A 14,593-nucleotide genomic window follows, 5' to 3' on the forward strand; every position below is an offset into this window, starting at 1 on the left:
GGCCGGTTCGTGATCGATATCATGCGCGCCGCCGCGGCGCCGGCCTTCGAACAACCGTTTTATTCGCATTCGAACGTCCTGCCGCCAGTTATCAGGCATAAAAGTTTCAGTTGCGCCGCCAACCAAGCCTGTGAGAAGAGGTATAATTCGCTTTTGAAAATTGCCCAAGAGCCGCCGGACCCTCGCGTCTGGGCTGCCGCGCGCTCCGGTGTTCCTCGGAACATCGTCCGAGCGATGAACTCTTCGCGCAATCGTTCTGTCGTCACAAGATCAACATGGAGATAGAGTAATGCCAGCAGAACAATCGAAAATCATCTACACCCTCACCGACGAAGCGCCGGCGCTGGCCACCAGTTCCTTCCTGCCCATCGTGCAGGCGTTCGCAGGTTCCGCCGGCATCCAGGTCGACACTGCAGACATCTCCGTGGCCGCGCGCGTGCTGGCCGAATTCCCCGACTATCTGACCGACGGGCAGAAGGTTCCGAACACGCTGGCCGAACTCGGCAAGCTGACGCTGCAGCCGGAAGCCAACATCATCAAGCTGCCCAACATCAGCGCCTCGGTGGCCCAGCTGGCCGCCTGCGTCAAGGAGCTGCAGTCCAAGGGCTACAAGCTGCCCGACTACCCGGAAAACCCGGCCAACGACCAAGAAAAGGCGATCAAGGACCGCTACGCCAAGTGCCTGGGCTCCGCGGTGAACCCGGTGCTGCGCGAAGGCAACTCCGACCGCCGCGCGCCGCTGGCGGTGAAGAACTACGCGAAGAAGCACCCGCATTCCATGGGCGAATGGAAGCAGTGGTCGCAGACCCACGTCTCCCACATGCACCACGGCGACTTCTACCACGGCGAGAAGTCGATCACGCTGGACAAGGCCCGCGACGTCAAGATGGAACTGGTGACCAAGAGCGGCCAGACCATCGTGCTGAAGCCGAAAGTCGCGCTGCAGGACGGCGAAATCATCGACTCCATGTTCATGAGCAAGAAGGCGCTGTGCGAGTTCTACGAGCGCGAGATGGAAGACTGCCGCGAGGCCGGCATCCTGTTCTCGCTGCACGTGAAGGCCACCATGATGAAGGTGTCCCACCCCATCGTGTTCGGCCACTGCGTCAAGATCTACTACAAGGACGCGTTCGAGAAGCACGGCAAGCTGTTCGACGAGCTGGGCGTCAACGTCAACAACGGCATGGCCACGCTGTACGAGAAGATCGAGACCCTGCCGGCCTCCAAGCGCGAAGAGATCATCCGCGACCTGCACGCCTGCCAGGAGCACCGTCCGCGCCTGGCGATGGTGGACTCCGCCAAGGGCATCACCAACTTCCACTCGCCGAACGATGTGATCGTCGACGCTTCGATGCCGGCGATGATCCGCGCCGGCGGCAAGATGTGGGGCGCCGACGGCAAGCCCTACGACTGCAAGGCGGTGATGCCGGAATCGACCTTCGCCCGCATCTACCAGGAGATGATCAACTTCTGCAAATGGCACGGCAACTTCGACCCGCGCACCATGGGCACCGTGCCCAACGTCGGCCTGATGGCGCAGAAGGCCGAGGAATACGGCTCGCACGACAAGACTTTTGAAATCCAGGAAGATGGCGTCGCCAACATCGTCGACCTCGCCACCGGCGAAGTGCTGCTGTCGCAGAACGTCGAGCAGGGCGACATCTGGCGCATGTGCCAGGTGAAGGATGCGCCGATCCGCGACTGGGTCAAGCTGGCCGTGACCCGCGCCCGCAACTCCGGCATGCCGGCGGTGTTCTGGCTGGACCCGTACCGCCCGCACGAGAACGAACTGATCAAGAAGGTGCAGACCTATCTGAAGGATCACGACACCAGCGGCCTGGACATCCACATCATGTCCCAGGTGCGCGCGATGCGCTTCACGCTGGAGCGCGTGGCGAGGGGCCTGGACACCATCTCGGTCACCGGCAACATCCTGCGCGACTACCTGACCGACCTGTTCCCCATCATGGAGCTGGGCACCTCGGCCAAGATGCTGTCCATCGTGCCGCTGATGGCCGGCGGCGGCATGTACGAAACCGGCGCCGGCGGCTCGGCGCCGAAACACGTGCAGCAGCTCTTGGAAGAGAACCACCTGCGCTGGGACAGCCTGGGCGAATTCCTGGCGCTGGCGGTCTCGCTGGAAGACCTGGGCATCAAGACCGGCAACGCCAAGGCCAAGATCCTGGCCAAGACGCTGGATCTGGCCACCGGCAAGCTGCTGGACGAGAACAAGTCCCCGTCGCGCCGCACCGGCGAGCTCGACAACCGCGGCAGCCAGTTCTACCTGTCTCTGTACTGGGCGCAGGCGCTGGCCGAGCAGTCCGAAGACAAGGAACTGCAGGCCCGCTTCGCGCCCGTGGCCAAGCAACTGGCCGACGGCGAGCAGCAGATCCTGGCCGAGCTGAAGGCTGTGCAGGGCAAGCCGGCCGACATCGGCGGCTACTACCTGCCGGACGCCACCAAGTGCAGCGCGGTGATGCGTCCCAGCGCCACCTTCAACGCCGCCATCGCCGCTGTGCGCGCCTGAGGAAGCAGAAACACAGCCCCCGGTTTTCCGGGGGCTTTTTTCTTGCCCGCGCGCGCCCTCCCCTTAACGCCAGTCGCGGGCCAGGGCCCTCGCCGCATCCAGCGCCATCGTCTTGGCGGCATCGCGCCGCTTGCCGCCGCGCCATGCCATCATCACCCGCCATCGTCCCAGTTCCGGCTCCGCCAGCGCCAACTCCCGCAATACGCCCTTCTCCAGCTCCTGCCTCACCGCCAGCCGCGGCACAAAGGCCACGTAGCCATGCCACAAGGCCAGATCCCTCGCTGCCGCGGCCGGTTGCAGCAAATGGATGGGCCGCGCCGACGCGCACTGGCCCCTCAGCCGACGGACCAGCTCTTCCGCGCCCTCCCCCCAGTTCTGCGGCGCCAGCGGATATCCGGCAAGCCGGCCGAGCGACAACGGCCGCTCAGCCGCCGCCAGCGGATGGGCAGCTTCCGCCACCGCCACGATGGGCGAATCGCACAGAACGTCCTGTTCCAGCCCCGGAATGGCCGGCCGATGCAGCACGAAACCGATATCCAGCTCTCCTGCCAGCAACAATTGCAGTATCTGGGGCGAATGGTCGGTATCGCAGCGGATTTCCATCGGCGCCTCGGCCAGCCTATGCAGCAAGGGTCCGAATATCACGCCAGCCAACGAAGGCAGGCAAGCCATCCTCAGCCGCGGCAAACCCTCCGCTCCCGCCAGCCTATTCCGCCCCTCGGCCAGCGCATCCAGCGCCGCCCGCGCCGCCGGCAGGAAGGCCTGGCAAGCCGCCGTCGGCTCCGCGCCGCGGCGGTGCCGGCTGAACAACGGCGCGCCCAAGCGCTTCTCCAGCAAGGCGACGCGCTGGCTGGCCTGAGGCTGCGACCATCCCCTGCGTGCGGCGGCTTGGCTGAAGCTGCCCAGCTCGGCCACGTCCAGCAGCAATTCGAGATCTTCCAGACTGATAGACATAATGAAAATCCATAACAAACATTTCAGCCAAGTCCTTACATGATATCTGGCTACTGCCGACAATGAGCGTCTCGACTGATAGGACAAAAGACCAGCCATGCTCCGCATCCAGACCGAACGCTTGCTGCTGCGCGCCGTCAACGCCGGCGACGCTGAAGCGCTGTACGCGATCTTCGGCGATCCTGAGACCAACCGCTACAACCCGCATGGCCCCTTCCCCTCGCTGGAACATGCCCGCCTGCAGCTGGCCGGCTGGATGAAGGAATGGGAGCGGCACGGCTTCGGCCGCTGGGCGGTGGCAAGCAAAGATGACGCCGGGCGCGTCATCGGTTTCGGCGGCCTCAACTACAGCGATTACGGCGGCAGGGACAGGCTCAACCTCGGCTACCGCTTCGCGCCGTCGGCCTGGGGACAAGGGCTGGCCAGCGAAATGGCAGGGCAGGCTTTGCGTTGCGCGTTCGAAGAGCTGGCCGCGCCCGCGGTCTTCGCCAAGGTCAGGCCGGCCAACCTGCCCTCGATCCGCGTGCTGCTGCGGCTGGGTTTTCGCCATCACGGCAGCCTGCGCGACATTCCGGCCGCGCCGGCATCGCTGGTCTACGCGCTGCGCGCGCCGACAGCGGGAAACGCCGACGCAAATGAAAAGCCCGCCGGAGGCGGGCTTTGAAATATGCCTTGCAGCCCGCCACACGGCGAGACTGATTCAGAACAGTATTTACGCGTTCTGAATATTGGACGCTTGCTTACCCTTCGGGCCGGACACCACTTCAAAGCTTACGCGCTGACCCTCTTTCAGGGTCTTGAAGCCTTGCATGTTGATGGCCGAGAAATGGGCGAACAGATCCTCGCCACCTTCGTCCGGGGTAATAAAGCCGAAGCCTTTCGCGTCATTGAACCACTTCACGGTACCAAATGCCATTTAACTTCCTTGCAAAAAAAGGCTGGTGAAGCCGACCAACTTAGAGCTTAATAGAGTTTGACAAAATGCTGTGCCGCAAAATGCCAAACAGTTAAGCCAAGCACCAGCTGCATTTCTACGCAACCGCGGCGGCGGCGTCAAGTGATTGCGGTCTTCAGGCGCCCCTTGAAAAAAAGTCCGGGGGAACCAAAATTGAAGTGAGGCACCGTTTCCATGAAAGTCGACATGTCCACCTCGGTCAAAGACGATGCCCAGCTTGAGGCGTCACGGGTTAGGGAAAACCCACCCCCGATGTATAAGGTGTTGTTATTGAACGATGATTTTACCCCGATGGACTTCGTGGTGCAGGTTCTCCAGCAGTTCTTCCACATGAACAGAGAGAAGGCCACCCACATCATGCTGCAAGTCCACACGCAAGGTCACGGCGTGTGTGGCGTTTATACCAAAGACGTGGCTGCAACGAAGGTCGAGCAGGTGTTGCAATATGCGAAAGCGCATCAGCATCCGCTTCAGTGCGTAATGGAGGAAAACTGATGATTGCCCAGGAGCTTGAAGTAAGCCTGCACATGGCGTTCATGGACGCACGGCGCAAGCGCCACGAGTTCATCAGCGTGGAGCATCTGCTGCTCGCGATGACCGACAACCCGTCGGCCGCAGAAGTATTGCGGGCCTGCGGCGCCAATATCGACCAACTGAAAAAGCAGCTGACCGACTTCATCGACGAGCACACCCCAACCGTGCCCGGCGAAACCGAAGTCGAAACCCAGCCCACCCTAGGCTTCCAGCGCGTGATTCAACGCGCGATCCTGCACGTGCAGTCGTCGGGCAAGAAGGAGGTGTCCGGCGCCAATATCCTGGTCGCCATCTTCGGCGAGAAGGATTCGCACGCGGTGTACTACCTGCACCAGCAGGGCATCTCGCGGCTGGACGTCGTCAACTTCATCTCGCACGGCATCACCAAGCAGCGGTCGCAGCAGCCGCCGCAGGAGCCGCGCGACAACGGCAACAACGACGCCGACAGCGAGGAACAGGCCACCGGTCCGGGCGGGGCGCTGGAGAATTACACCCAGAACCTCAACCAGATGGCGCGCGACGGCAAGATCGATCCCTTGATCGGCCGCGAGCACGAGCTTGAGCGCACGGTGCAGATCCTGTGCCGCCGCCGCAAGAACAACCCGCTCTTGGTCGGCGAGGCCGGCGTCGGCAAGACCGCGATCGCCGAAGGCCTGGCGCGCCGCATCGTCAACGGCGAGGTGCCTGAGATCCTGTCCAAGTCCACCGTCTACGCGCTGGACATGGGCGCCCTCTTGGCCGGCACCAAGTACCGCGGCGATTTCGAGCAACGGCTGAAGGCGGTGATCAAGCAGCTGACCGACGACACCAACGCCATCCTGTTCATCGACGAGATCCACACGCTGATCGGCGCCGGCGCGGCATCGGGCGGCACGCTGGACGCGTCCAACCTGCTGAAGCCGGCGCTGTCCAACGGCAGCCTGCGCTGCATAGGCGCGACGACGTACAACGAATACCGCGGCATCTTCGAGAAGGACAACGCGCTGTCGCGCCGCTTCCAGAAGATAGACGTCACCGAGCCGACGGTCGAGCAGACGGTGGAAATCCTGAAGGGGCTGAAATCCCGCTTCGAGGCCCACCACGGCGTCAAGTACACGCAGTCGGCGCTGTCCACCGCGGCCGAGCTGTCTGCGCGCTACATCAACGACCGCCACCTGCCGGACAAGGCCATCGACGTGATCGACGAGGCCGGCGCCGCGCAGAAGATCCTGCCGAAATCGCGGCAGAAGAAGGTGATCAACAAGTCGGAGATCGAAGAGATCGTCGCCAAGATCGCCCGCATTCCGCCTAAGACGGTCTCCAGCGACGACAAGAACGTGCTGAAGAACCTGGAGCGCGATCTGAAGAACGTGGTGTTCGGCCAGGAGAAGGCGATCGAGGGCCTCGCCAGCGCGATCAAGATGACCCGCTCCGGCCTGGGCAATCCGCAGAAGCCCATCGGCTCCTTCCTGTTCTCCGGCCCGACCGGCGTCGGCAAGACCGAACTGGCGCGCCAGCTGGCCTACATCCTCGGCGTCGAGCTGATCCGCTTCGACATGTCCGAGTACATGGAGCGCCACGCGGTGTCGCGCCTGATCGGCGCGCCTCCGGGCTATGTCGGCTTCGAGCAGGGCGGCCAGCTGACCGAGGCCATCAACAAGCATCCGTACGCGGTGGTGCTGCTGGACGAGATCGAGAAGGCGCATCCGGACATCTACAACGTGCTGCTGCAGGTGATGGACCACGGCACGCTGACCGACAACAACGGCCGCAAGGCGGACTTCCGCAACGTGGTGCTGATCATGACCACCAACGCGGGCGCCGAATCCTTGTCCAAGCCGTCTCTGGGCTTCACCCAGACCAAGGCGGCGGGCGACGAGATGGGCGACATCAAGCGCATGTTCAGCCCCGAGTTCCGCAACCGCCTGGACGCCATCATCCCCTTCGGCATGCTGGACGAGCAGATCATCCTGCAGGTGGTGGACAAGTTCCTGATGCAGCTGGAACAGCAGCTGGCGGAAAAGCACGTCGACATTCACTTCACCGACGAGCTGCGCCGCTACCTGGCGAAGAACGGCTTCGACCCGCTGATGGGCGCGCGGCCGATGGCGCGCCTGATCCAGGACACGCTGCGCAAGGCGCTGGCCGACGAGCTGCTGTTCGGCCGCCTGGTGGCCGGCGGCGAGGTGACGGTGACGGTGATCGACGACAAGGTGGAGCTGAAGTTCGACCAGGACGCGCTGGCCGCGGCCGAGCCGGCCTGATCCCAGCCAGTCGGAACGAACGCCCGCGCAAGCGGGCGTTTTTGTTTGGACTTTCGTCCCGTTCCAGCCTCAGCCGCGCGGATGATGGCGCGCGTGCAGTTGCTTCAGCCGCTCGCGCGCGACATGGGTATAGATCTGGGTGGTGGAGATGTCGGCGTGGCCCAGCAGCAGCTGCACCACGCGCAGGTCGGCGCCGTGATTGACCAGATGAGTGGCGAAGGCATGGCGCAGCACGTGCGGGCTGACCTTGGCCAGGCCCTGCCGGCCAGCGTACTGGGTGATCAGATGCCAGGCCATCTGCCGCGTCATCCCCGCCTTGCGCTGGGTGACGAACACCGCGTCGCACGGCTGGCCGGCCAAGAGCAGCGGCCGCGCTTCCTTCAGATAGCGCAGCAGCCAGTCCTGGGCGATTTCGCCCAGCGGCACCAGCCTCTCCTTGCTGCCCTTGCCCATGGTCTTCACCACGCCGTCCAGCAGGTTCAGCTGGTTCAGCGTCATGCCCACCAGTTCGGACACCCGCAGGCCGCTGGCGTACAGCACTTCCAGCATCGCGCGGTCGCGCAGGCCCAGCGGCGTCTCCACGTCCGGCGCGTCCAGCAGCGCCTCCACGTCCATCTCGGACATCGACTTGGGCAGCCTCAGCCCCTGCTTCGGCGACGCCAGCCGGGCGCTGGGATCGTCCTGGCGGACGCCGTTGCGCGACAGATGCTGGTAATAGCGGCGCAACGCCGACGTCAGCCGCGCGCGGGTGGCCGGCTTTTCGCTGGCCACGCCGGCCAGCAAGGCCTGCTCCAGATCGGCCAGCGTGGCCGTCTCCAGCGAAACGCCGCGCTCCGCCAGCCTGGCCGCCAGCTTGGACAGGTCGCGGCGATAGGCGGCCAGCGTGTTCTGCGACAGGCCGTCCTCCAGCCACAGCTGGTCGAGGAAGGCGTCGATGCTGTCCTTATCCGAGCTCATGCCGCAGCAGCCATTTCTTGATGTCCAGCGTTTCGTCGCCGGTGGACTGGTTGAAGCCGCCGAGGCCGGCGCTGGCCACTACCCGGTGGCAGGGCACGATGACGGGGATGGGGTTGCGGCCGCAGGCGCCGCCGACAGCCCGCGGCGACGATGACAGCTCGCGGGACAGGTCCTGGTAGCGGCGGGTCTCGCCGCAGGGTATCGCCGCAATCCGCTGCCACACCCGCAGCTGGTAAGGCGTGCCGAGCAAGCGCCGCGGCACGGTGAACACATGGCGCGGATCGGCGTAATAAGCGTCCAGCTGCCTGGCCACCTCGGCCTCCAGGCTGCCCGGCGCCGGCGGCCGCAAGGCCATGCCCGCCGGCAGGAAGCGCAGCTCGCGCAACTCGCCGGCTTCGCAGCGCACGCCCAGCCGGCCGAACGGCGCGGCGATCACCACCGGATAGTCCATTCCCCCTCCCCAAATGAAAAAAGCGCAAGGCCAGGCCTTGCGCTTTGATGATAGCGGCGATCGCCGGCAGGATTAACCCTGCTTGCGGGCCGGCAGCTTTTCCTTGATGCGTGCGGACTTGCCGGTACGACCACGCAGGTAGTACAGCTTGGCGCGACGCACGTCGCCGCGGCGCTTCACTTCAACGGAAGCCACCAGCGGGGAGTAGGTCTGGAAGGTACGCTCAACGCCTTCGCCGGCGGACATCTTGCGCACGGTGAACGCGCTGTTCAGGCCGCGGTTACGCTTGGCGATCACAACGCCTTCGTAAGCCTGCAGACGCTCGCGGTTGCCTTCCTTTACCTTGACTTGAACCACGACGGTATCGCCCGGGGCGAATTCCGGCAGGGTCTTGCCCAGGCGTGCGATTTCTTCTTGCTCGAGTTTCTGGATCAGATCCATGTTTTACTCCGGTTTTTTGCGGATATCTTGTTCCTGCTGGTACTCCGCCAGCAGCCGAGATTCCTGTTTTGTCAAAACGCGGTCTTGCAGCAGCTCGGGCCGACGTTGCCACGTCCTGCCCAGCGACTGCTTGAGCCGCCATTTGGCGATCAGGGCATGATTACCGGACAACAGCACGTCCGGCACCCGCATGCCTCGATACTCTTCGGGTCGGGTATAGTGCGGGCAGTCCAAGAGACCGTCCACAAATGAGTCTTCGTACGCCGACTGGGCGTCGTTCAGCGCGCCCGGCAGCAGCCGGACCACCGCGTCGGCCAGCACCATCGCCGGCAATTCGCCGCCCGACAGCACGTAGTCGCCGATGGAAATCTCCTCGTCGACCTGCGTGGCGATCAAGCGCTCGTCTATGCCTTCGTAGCGGCCGCACAGCAGGATCAAACCTGGCCGCTGCGACAGCTCCGCCGCCTTGGCGTGGGTCAGCCGCGCGCCTTGCGGCGACAGGTAGACCACGTGGCTGGCCTCGACGCCGGCTTCGCGCTGGCGCGCGCGCGCGGCATCCAGCGCCTGCTCCAGCGGCTCGATCTGCATCACCATGCCGGGGCCGCCGCCATAGGGCCGGTCATCCACCCGACGATAATTGTCGTGGGTGAAGTCGCGCGGGTTCCAGGCCTTGAACTGCCAGAGGCCCAAGTCAAGCGCCCGCTGGCTGACGCCGAAGCGGGCAATCGAATCGAACATCTCCGGGAACAGCGTCACCGCGTCGATCTGCATCAGTAATCCAGACCCCAGTCCACCAGGATGCGACCTTCGGCCGGCACCACTTCCAGCACGTATTGATCCACAAAGGGGATCAGGCGCTGCTGGCCGTCGCCGCCCTTGACCACCAGCACGTCGTTGGCGCCGGTTTCGAGCAGGCTGTCCACCTTGCCGAGCGTCTCGCCCTGCTGGTTGACGACGCTCAGGCCGATCAGATCGGCCCAGTAGTATTCGCCGTCGCCGGCTTCCGGCAGCTCGCTGCGCGGAATGGCGATCTGCGTGCCGCGGAGAGCCTCCGCCGCGTCGCGGTCGTCGACGCCCTCCAGCTTGGCCGCCAGGGCCTTGGGCTGGACAGCGCCGTTCTCAAATGCATACGGCTTCCAGCTGCCGTTCTTGCCCAACCACCAGGTCGGGTAATCGAACAGGCCGTCAGCGTATTCGGTATCGGCGTGGATCTTCACCCAGCCCTTGATACCGAAGGCGCCGCGCACAAAGCCCATTACTACGAGATCTTCGTCGCGCATGCGCCCAATTCCGTCTTGATGTCGGATAGCCGGATTAAGCGGCTACGACTTTCTGCTCTTTCAGCAGCTTGGCAACGGAGTCGGACAGCTGGGCGCCAACGCCGACCCAGTAGTTCAGACGGTCCATGGTGAAGCGGACGCGCTCTTGCTTCTCGTTGGCTACCGGGTTGTAGAAGCCAACGCGCTCGATGAAGCGACCGTCACGACGGTTGCGGGAATCGGTCACCACGATGTTGTAGAACGGACGGTTCTTGGCGCCGCCGCGGGCCAGACGAATCACTACCATTGTCGATTGTCCTTGAAAAAAACTGGATATAGAAAAGCCCACGATTTTATGGCAGATTTCCCTTATCTTGCAAGCGCTTAATGCAAGGCTGTCGCGAAACGCCCGTTCACAGCGTCTTCAGCACCAGCGTCAGCGCCCTGTCCTCGGGGTGCGGTTCGACGCTAAATCCCAGTTTATGCATCAGTTTCAGCATGCCCTTGTTGCCGGCCAGCACCTCGCCGCGCATCAGTTTCAACCCCTGCTCGCGCGCGGCGTCGAACAGCGCCTGCATCAACAGGGTGCCGATGCCGCGCCCCTGCCAGTCGTCGGCCACCTCCAGCGCGAACTCGCAGGCCTCGTTGTCCGGATCGGTGATGAAGCGCGCCACCGCCAGCATCTCCTCGCCGCCTTCGCCGTCGCGCGTCATCGCCAGCGCCATCTCGCGGTCGTAGTCGAGCTGGGTGAAGCGGACCAGCATGCTCTGCGACAGCTGCTTGATGCTGGACAGATAGCGGTTGTAGCGGCTTTCTTCGGACAGGTTGCGGACGAAGGCCTGCTGCATGTCGGCGTCCTCCGGGCGGATCGGCCGTATCATCACCGGCGTGCCGTCATGCAACTTGGCGCACACCACCATATGGGTGGGGTAAGGCATGATGGCCATGTGGCCGTAGCGTTTCTGGTCGGCGCGCGCCGGACCGACGAAGATGCGCGCGTCCAGCGCGATCACGCCCTGCTCGTCCGCCACCAGCGGGTTGATGTCCATCTCCCTCAGTTGCGGCAGCTCGCATACCATTTCCGACACCTGCAGCAGCACATGGCGCAGCTCATCCACGTCCACCGGCGGCAGGTTCTTGAACGGCCCCAGCAGCTGTCCGATCCGGGTCTGGCCTATCATGCTGTCCACCAGGTAGTCGTTCAGCGGCGGCAGCGACAGCGCCAGATCGCGCATCACCTCCACCGCGATGCCGCCGGCGCCGAAGGCGATCACCGGCCCCAGGCCGGCGTCGCGCGCCACGCCCACCATCAGCTCGCGCGCGAAGCGGCGCTTGCGCATGGGCTGCACCGACACTCCGTCGATGCGCGCCTCCGGCCGCGCCTGGCGGGTGCGGGAGACGATGGCCTCGAAGGCGGCGCGCAGCGTCTCCTCGTTGCTGATGTTCAGCTCCACGCCGCCGACGTCGGATTTGTAAATGATGTCCGGGGAGTCGATCTTCAGCACCACCGGGTAGCCGATCTTGGCCGCCTGCTTGACCGCCTGGTCGGCGGTGCGGGCCAGCGTGGTCGGGTTCACCGGGATGTGGAAGGCCGCCAGCACCTGCTTGGACTCGCGCTCGGACAGCACGGTGCGGCCCTCGGCCAGCGCGGCGTCCATCACCTTGCGCGCGGTGTTGACGTCCGGGTCGTTGCGCCGGCCTTCGAGCGGGCCCGGCGTCTGCAGCAGCAGCTGCTGGTTGCGCTGGTAGTCGGCCAGGTGGCTAAACACCTCGATGCCGTACTCCGGCGCGCGGAAATGGGCGCACTTGGCTTTGGAAAACAGCTCGCGGCTTTCCGACACCTTGGCATCGCCCAGCCAGGACAGGAACAGCGGCTTGGTGGTCTCGCGCTGTAGGCCTATCATCAGTTGCGCGGTGGTCAGGTGGTCGGTGCCGGCCTGCGGGGTGAAGATCACCATCACCCCGTCCACGCCGGGATCGTCGACGCAAGCCTTCACCGCGGTGCGGAAACGCATCGGACTGGCGTCGCCGATGATGTCCAGCGGATTGCCGTGCGACCAGTTGCGCGGCAGCACGCTGTCCAGCAGCTTGACCGTGCCCTCGCTGAGCCTGGCCAGCTCCACGCCGTAGTCGATCGCGCTGTCGGCGGCCAGCATGCCTGGGCCGAAGCCGTTGGTGACGATGGCCAGCCGCCTGCCGCCGACGCGGTAGTTGGCGGCCAGCACCTTGGCGGCGGTGAACAGCTGGGCGATGGACGACACCCGCAGCACGCCGGCGCGCGCCAGCGCGGCGTCGAAGGCGTCGCCGCTGGCCACCAGATTGCTGGCGTGGGTCAGGCCGCTGGCGTCGTTCTCGAAGCGGCCGGACTTGATCACCACCACCGGCTTGGTGCGGGCGGCGGCGCGCAGCGCCGACATGAAGCGGCGGGCGTCGTGGATGTGGTGAACGTGCAACAGGATGCCCTGGGTGGCATTGTCGGCCACCAGGTAATCCAGGATTTCGCCGAAGCCGACGTCCAGCGCTCCGCCCAGCGAGATCACGCTGGAAAAGCCGATCTCCTTGCTGTCCGCCCAGTCCAGCATCGCCGCGCACAGCGCCGACGATTCCGATACCAGCGCCAGGTTGCCCGGCCTCACCTTGCCGCTGTAGTTGCTGGCGTTGAAGCCGGCCACCGGCCGCATCAGGCCCAGCACATTCGGGCCCAGGATGCGGACGCCGAAATGGCGGGCGATGGACTGGGCCTCGTTGATCAGCTCCTGCTCCAGCTGCTCGCTGTCGGAAAACTCCTTGGCCAGCAGCACCGCCTTCACGCCCTTCTTGCCGCAGTCCTTGACCACGGCCGGCAGCGAGCGGATCGCCGTCACCACCACCGCCAGGTCCACCGGCTCGTCTATCTGCCGCACCGAGGCCACCGCCGGCATGCCGCCCACCACCTTGTGGTTGAGGTTGACCGGGAACAGCTTGCCCTGGAAGGAACTGGCCAGCAGATTGGCGAACACTGCCTGGCCGATCGAGCCCGGCCGGTCGCTGGCGCCGACCACGGCCACGGTGCGCGGGGAAAACAGCGGGGTCAGGTAATGCGGCCTCATGGGAGCTTGTCCTCGGAAATGATGTCTATCGGTACCGGCTTGCCGGCGGGCGCGGACGCCGGCCATTCCGCCTGCAAGGTTACGTGATCTATGCAAAATTCGCGCGACAGCATCAGCTGGCAGGCGGCCAGGATGCGCGGCCAGTCCTGCGGCGCGGCGATGCGCACGTGGGCGGACAGCGCCACCCGCTCGGCCGACATCGTCCACACGTGCAGGTCATGCACCGAGCGGACCCCCGCGATGGCCGACAGCGCCTCGCCGATGCGGTTGTAATCCAGGTGCGGCGGCACGCCCTCCATCAGCACCATCACCGCCTGGCGGATCAGGCGCCAGGCCGCTGCCAGCAGCATCAGCGCCACCAGCATGGACAACAGCGGGTCCGCCGCCATCCAGCCGGTCAGGTAGATGACCACGCCGGACGCGATGGCCGCCGCCGAGCCGAACAGGTCGCCCAGCACATGCAGCAGCGCCGCCCGGCTGTTCAGCGAATGCGCGCCGCGGCTGAGCACCCGGGCCGCCAGCACGTTGACGGCCAGTCCGATGGCGGCGATCAGCATCACCCCCATGCCGTTCACCGCGTGCGGGCGCAGCAGCCGCTCCACCGCCTCCGCGACGATGAAGGCCGACAGGCCGAACAGCAGCAGGCTGTTCAGCAGCGCGCCCAGCACTTCGGCCCGGCCATGTCCGAACGACAGCCGCTCGGTGGCCGGCCGCCTGCCGATGCGGGCTGCCCACAAGGCCAGCAGCAGGGACAGCGAATCGGTCAGCATGTGGCCGGCGTCGGACAGCAAGGCCAGCGACCCGCTCCACCAGCCGCCCAGCGCCTCCACCAGCGCGAAGCCGCAGGTCAGCGCCAGCACCTTGGCCAGCGCGCGGCTGCTCAGCCGCCGGCCCTCCCCGCCCGCCGGACCGCCGTGGCGGTGAAGGTGGGGATGGTTGGCGTCGTGATCGTCGTCGTGGGCGTGGTCCACGCCGTTCTCATCATGCAGATGGAAGCTGGGCGTCATTTTGACCTCCGACAAACCGCTGACAGATGCATTTCAGCCACGGCGTTCGGTTAAATTCCAGCCGGGCGATATCCAGCCAGTGGCGCAGGCTTTACAATATTGCTAACCTTTACAGTTTCGCAACAAACGTTTATTGCGCCGCAGCATTCAACCGGCCCGGGGCGTGTCTTCCGGTC

14 protein-coding genes are annotated in these 14,593 nt (G+C 65.0%); 4 read left to right on the top strand and 10 right to left on the bottom strand.

The annotated features are described in order from the left end of the window. Positions 1-289 precede the first annotated feature (289 nt). Positions 290-2,527 (top strand): NADP-dependent isocitrate dehydrogenase, encoded by a 2,238-nt coding sequence (locus CV_RS18130; protein ID WP_011137211.1) that lies wholly within the window; start codon positions 290-292, stop codon positions 2,525-2,527. Between the two features lie 63 nt (positions 2,528-2,590). On the opposite strand, the gene CV_RS18135 is transcribed toward CV_RS18130, so the two are convergent. Continuing rightward, positions 2,591-3,481, bottom strand: coding sequence for a LysR family transcriptional regulator (locus CV_RS18135; protein ID WP_011137212.1), 891 nt, complete (start codon positions 3,479-3,481; stop codon positions 2,591-2,593). A gap of 97 nt (positions 3,482-3,578) precedes the next feature. On the opposite strand from CV_RS18135, the gene CV_RS18140 reads away from it, so the two are divergent. After that, the gene (locus CV_RS18140; RefSeq protein ID WP_011137213.1) at positions 3,579-4,145 is read left to right on the top strand and encodes a GNAT family N-acetyltransferase; all 567 of its coding nucleotides are present in this window, start codon (positions 3,579-3,581) and stop codon (positions 4,143-4,145) included. 48 nt (positions 4,146-4,193) lie between these two features. Here the strand turns inward: CV_RS18140 and CV_RS18145 are convergent, their stop codons facing one another. Next, positions 4,194-4,397 carry a cold-shock protein gene (locus CV_RS18145; protein ID WP_011137214.1) on the bottom strand — a complete coding sequence of 68 codons (204 nt, stop codon included), beginning with the start codon at positions 4,395-4,397 and terminating at the stop codon, positions 4,194-4,196. A gap of 225 nt (positions 4,398-4,622) precedes the next feature. Between CV_RS18145 and clpS the strand changes: the two genes are divergently transcribed. Both clpS and clpA read left to right on the top strand, forming a co-directional pair. Next, complete coding sequence (gene clpS, locus CV_RS18150) at positions 4,623-4,931, top strand: ATP-dependent Clp protease adapter ClpS (RefSeq protein WP_043576531.1); 309 nt, start codon at positions 4,623-4,625, stop codon at positions 4,929-4,931. Continuing rightward, positions 4,931-7,213, top strand: coding sequence for an ATP-dependent Clp protease ATP-binding subunit ClpA (gene clpA / locus CV_RS18155; protein WP_011137216.1), 2,283 nt, complete (start codon positions 4,931-4,933; stop codon positions 7,211-7,213). Before clpS ends, clpA begins: the two co-directional genes overlap by 1 nt. A gap of 69 nt (positions 7,214-7,282) precedes the next feature. On the opposite strand, the gene xerD is transcribed toward clpA, so the two are convergent. The 8 genes from xerD to CV_RS18195 all read right to left on the bottom strand — a co-directional run bounded on the left by xerD (position 7,283) and on the right by CV_RS18195 (position 14,417). Continuing rightward, positions 7,283-8,170 (bottom strand): site-specific tyrosine recombinase XerD, encoded by an 888-nt coding sequence (gene xerD / locus CV_RS18160; protein ID WP_011137217.1) that lies wholly within the window; start codon positions 8,168-8,170, stop codon positions 7,283-7,285. After that, a complete protein-coding gene (locus tag CV_RS18165) occupies positions 8,157-8,621 on the bottom strand; it encodes a methylated-DNA--[protein]-cysteine S-methyltransferase (protein WP_011137218.1) in 465 nt (154 codons plus the stop codon). Before CV_RS18165 ends, xerD begins: the two co-directional genes overlap by 14 nt. Before the next feature lie 72 nt (positions 8,622-8,693). Further along, entirely contained in the window at positions 8,694-9,062 is a 369-nt protein-coding gene (gene rplS, locus CV_RS18170; RefSeq protein ID WP_011137219.1) for a 50S ribosomal protein L19, read from the bottom strand. Between the two features lie 3 nt (positions 9,063-9,065). Then, positions 9,066-9,833 (bottom strand): tRNA (guanosine(37)-N1)-methyltransferase TrmD, encoded by a 768-nt coding sequence (gene trmD / locus CV_RS18175; RefSeq protein ID WP_043596678.1) that lies wholly within the window; start codon positions 9,831-9,833, stop codon positions 9,066-9,068. Then, positions 9,833-10,342: a ribosome maturation factor RimM gene (rimM, locus tag CV_RS18180; protein ID WP_011137221.1), complete on the bottom strand. Its 510-nt coding sequence runs from the start codon at positions 10,340-10,342 to the stop codon at positions 9,833-9,835. The genes trmD and rimM overlap by 1 nt, the downstream gene beginning before the upstream one ends. Positions 10,343-10,376: 34 nt before the next feature. Next, complete coding sequence (rpsP, locus tag CV_RS18185) at positions 10,377-10,628, bottom strand: 30S ribosomal protein S16 (RefSeq protein ID WP_011137222.1); 252 nt, start codon at positions 10,626-10,628, stop codon at positions 10,377-10,379. A 106-nt stretch (positions 10,629-10,734) separates the two neighbouring features. After that, positions 10,735-13,410, bottom strand: a complete 2,676-nt coding sequence (locus CV_RS18190) for a bifunctional acetate--CoA ligase family protein/GNAT family N-acetyltransferase (RefSeq protein WP_011137223.1) — start codon at positions 13,408-13,410, stop codon at positions 10,735-10,737. Beyond that, positions 13,407-14,417 (bottom strand): cation diffusion facilitator family transporter, encoded by a 1,011-nt coding sequence (locus CV_RS18195; protein ID WP_011137224.1) that lies wholly within the window; start codon positions 14,415-14,417, stop codon positions 13,407-13,409. The genes CV_RS18190 and CV_RS18195 overlap by 4 nt, the downstream gene beginning before the upstream one ends. Between the last annotated feature and the right edge of the window lie 176 nt (positions 14,418-14,593).

The organism is Chromobacterium violaceum ATCC 12472 (assembly GCF_000007705.1).
Classification (GTDB): domain Bacteria; phylum Pseudomonadota; class Gammaproteobacteria; order Burkholderiales; family Chromobacteriaceae; genus Chromobacterium; species Chromobacterium violaceum.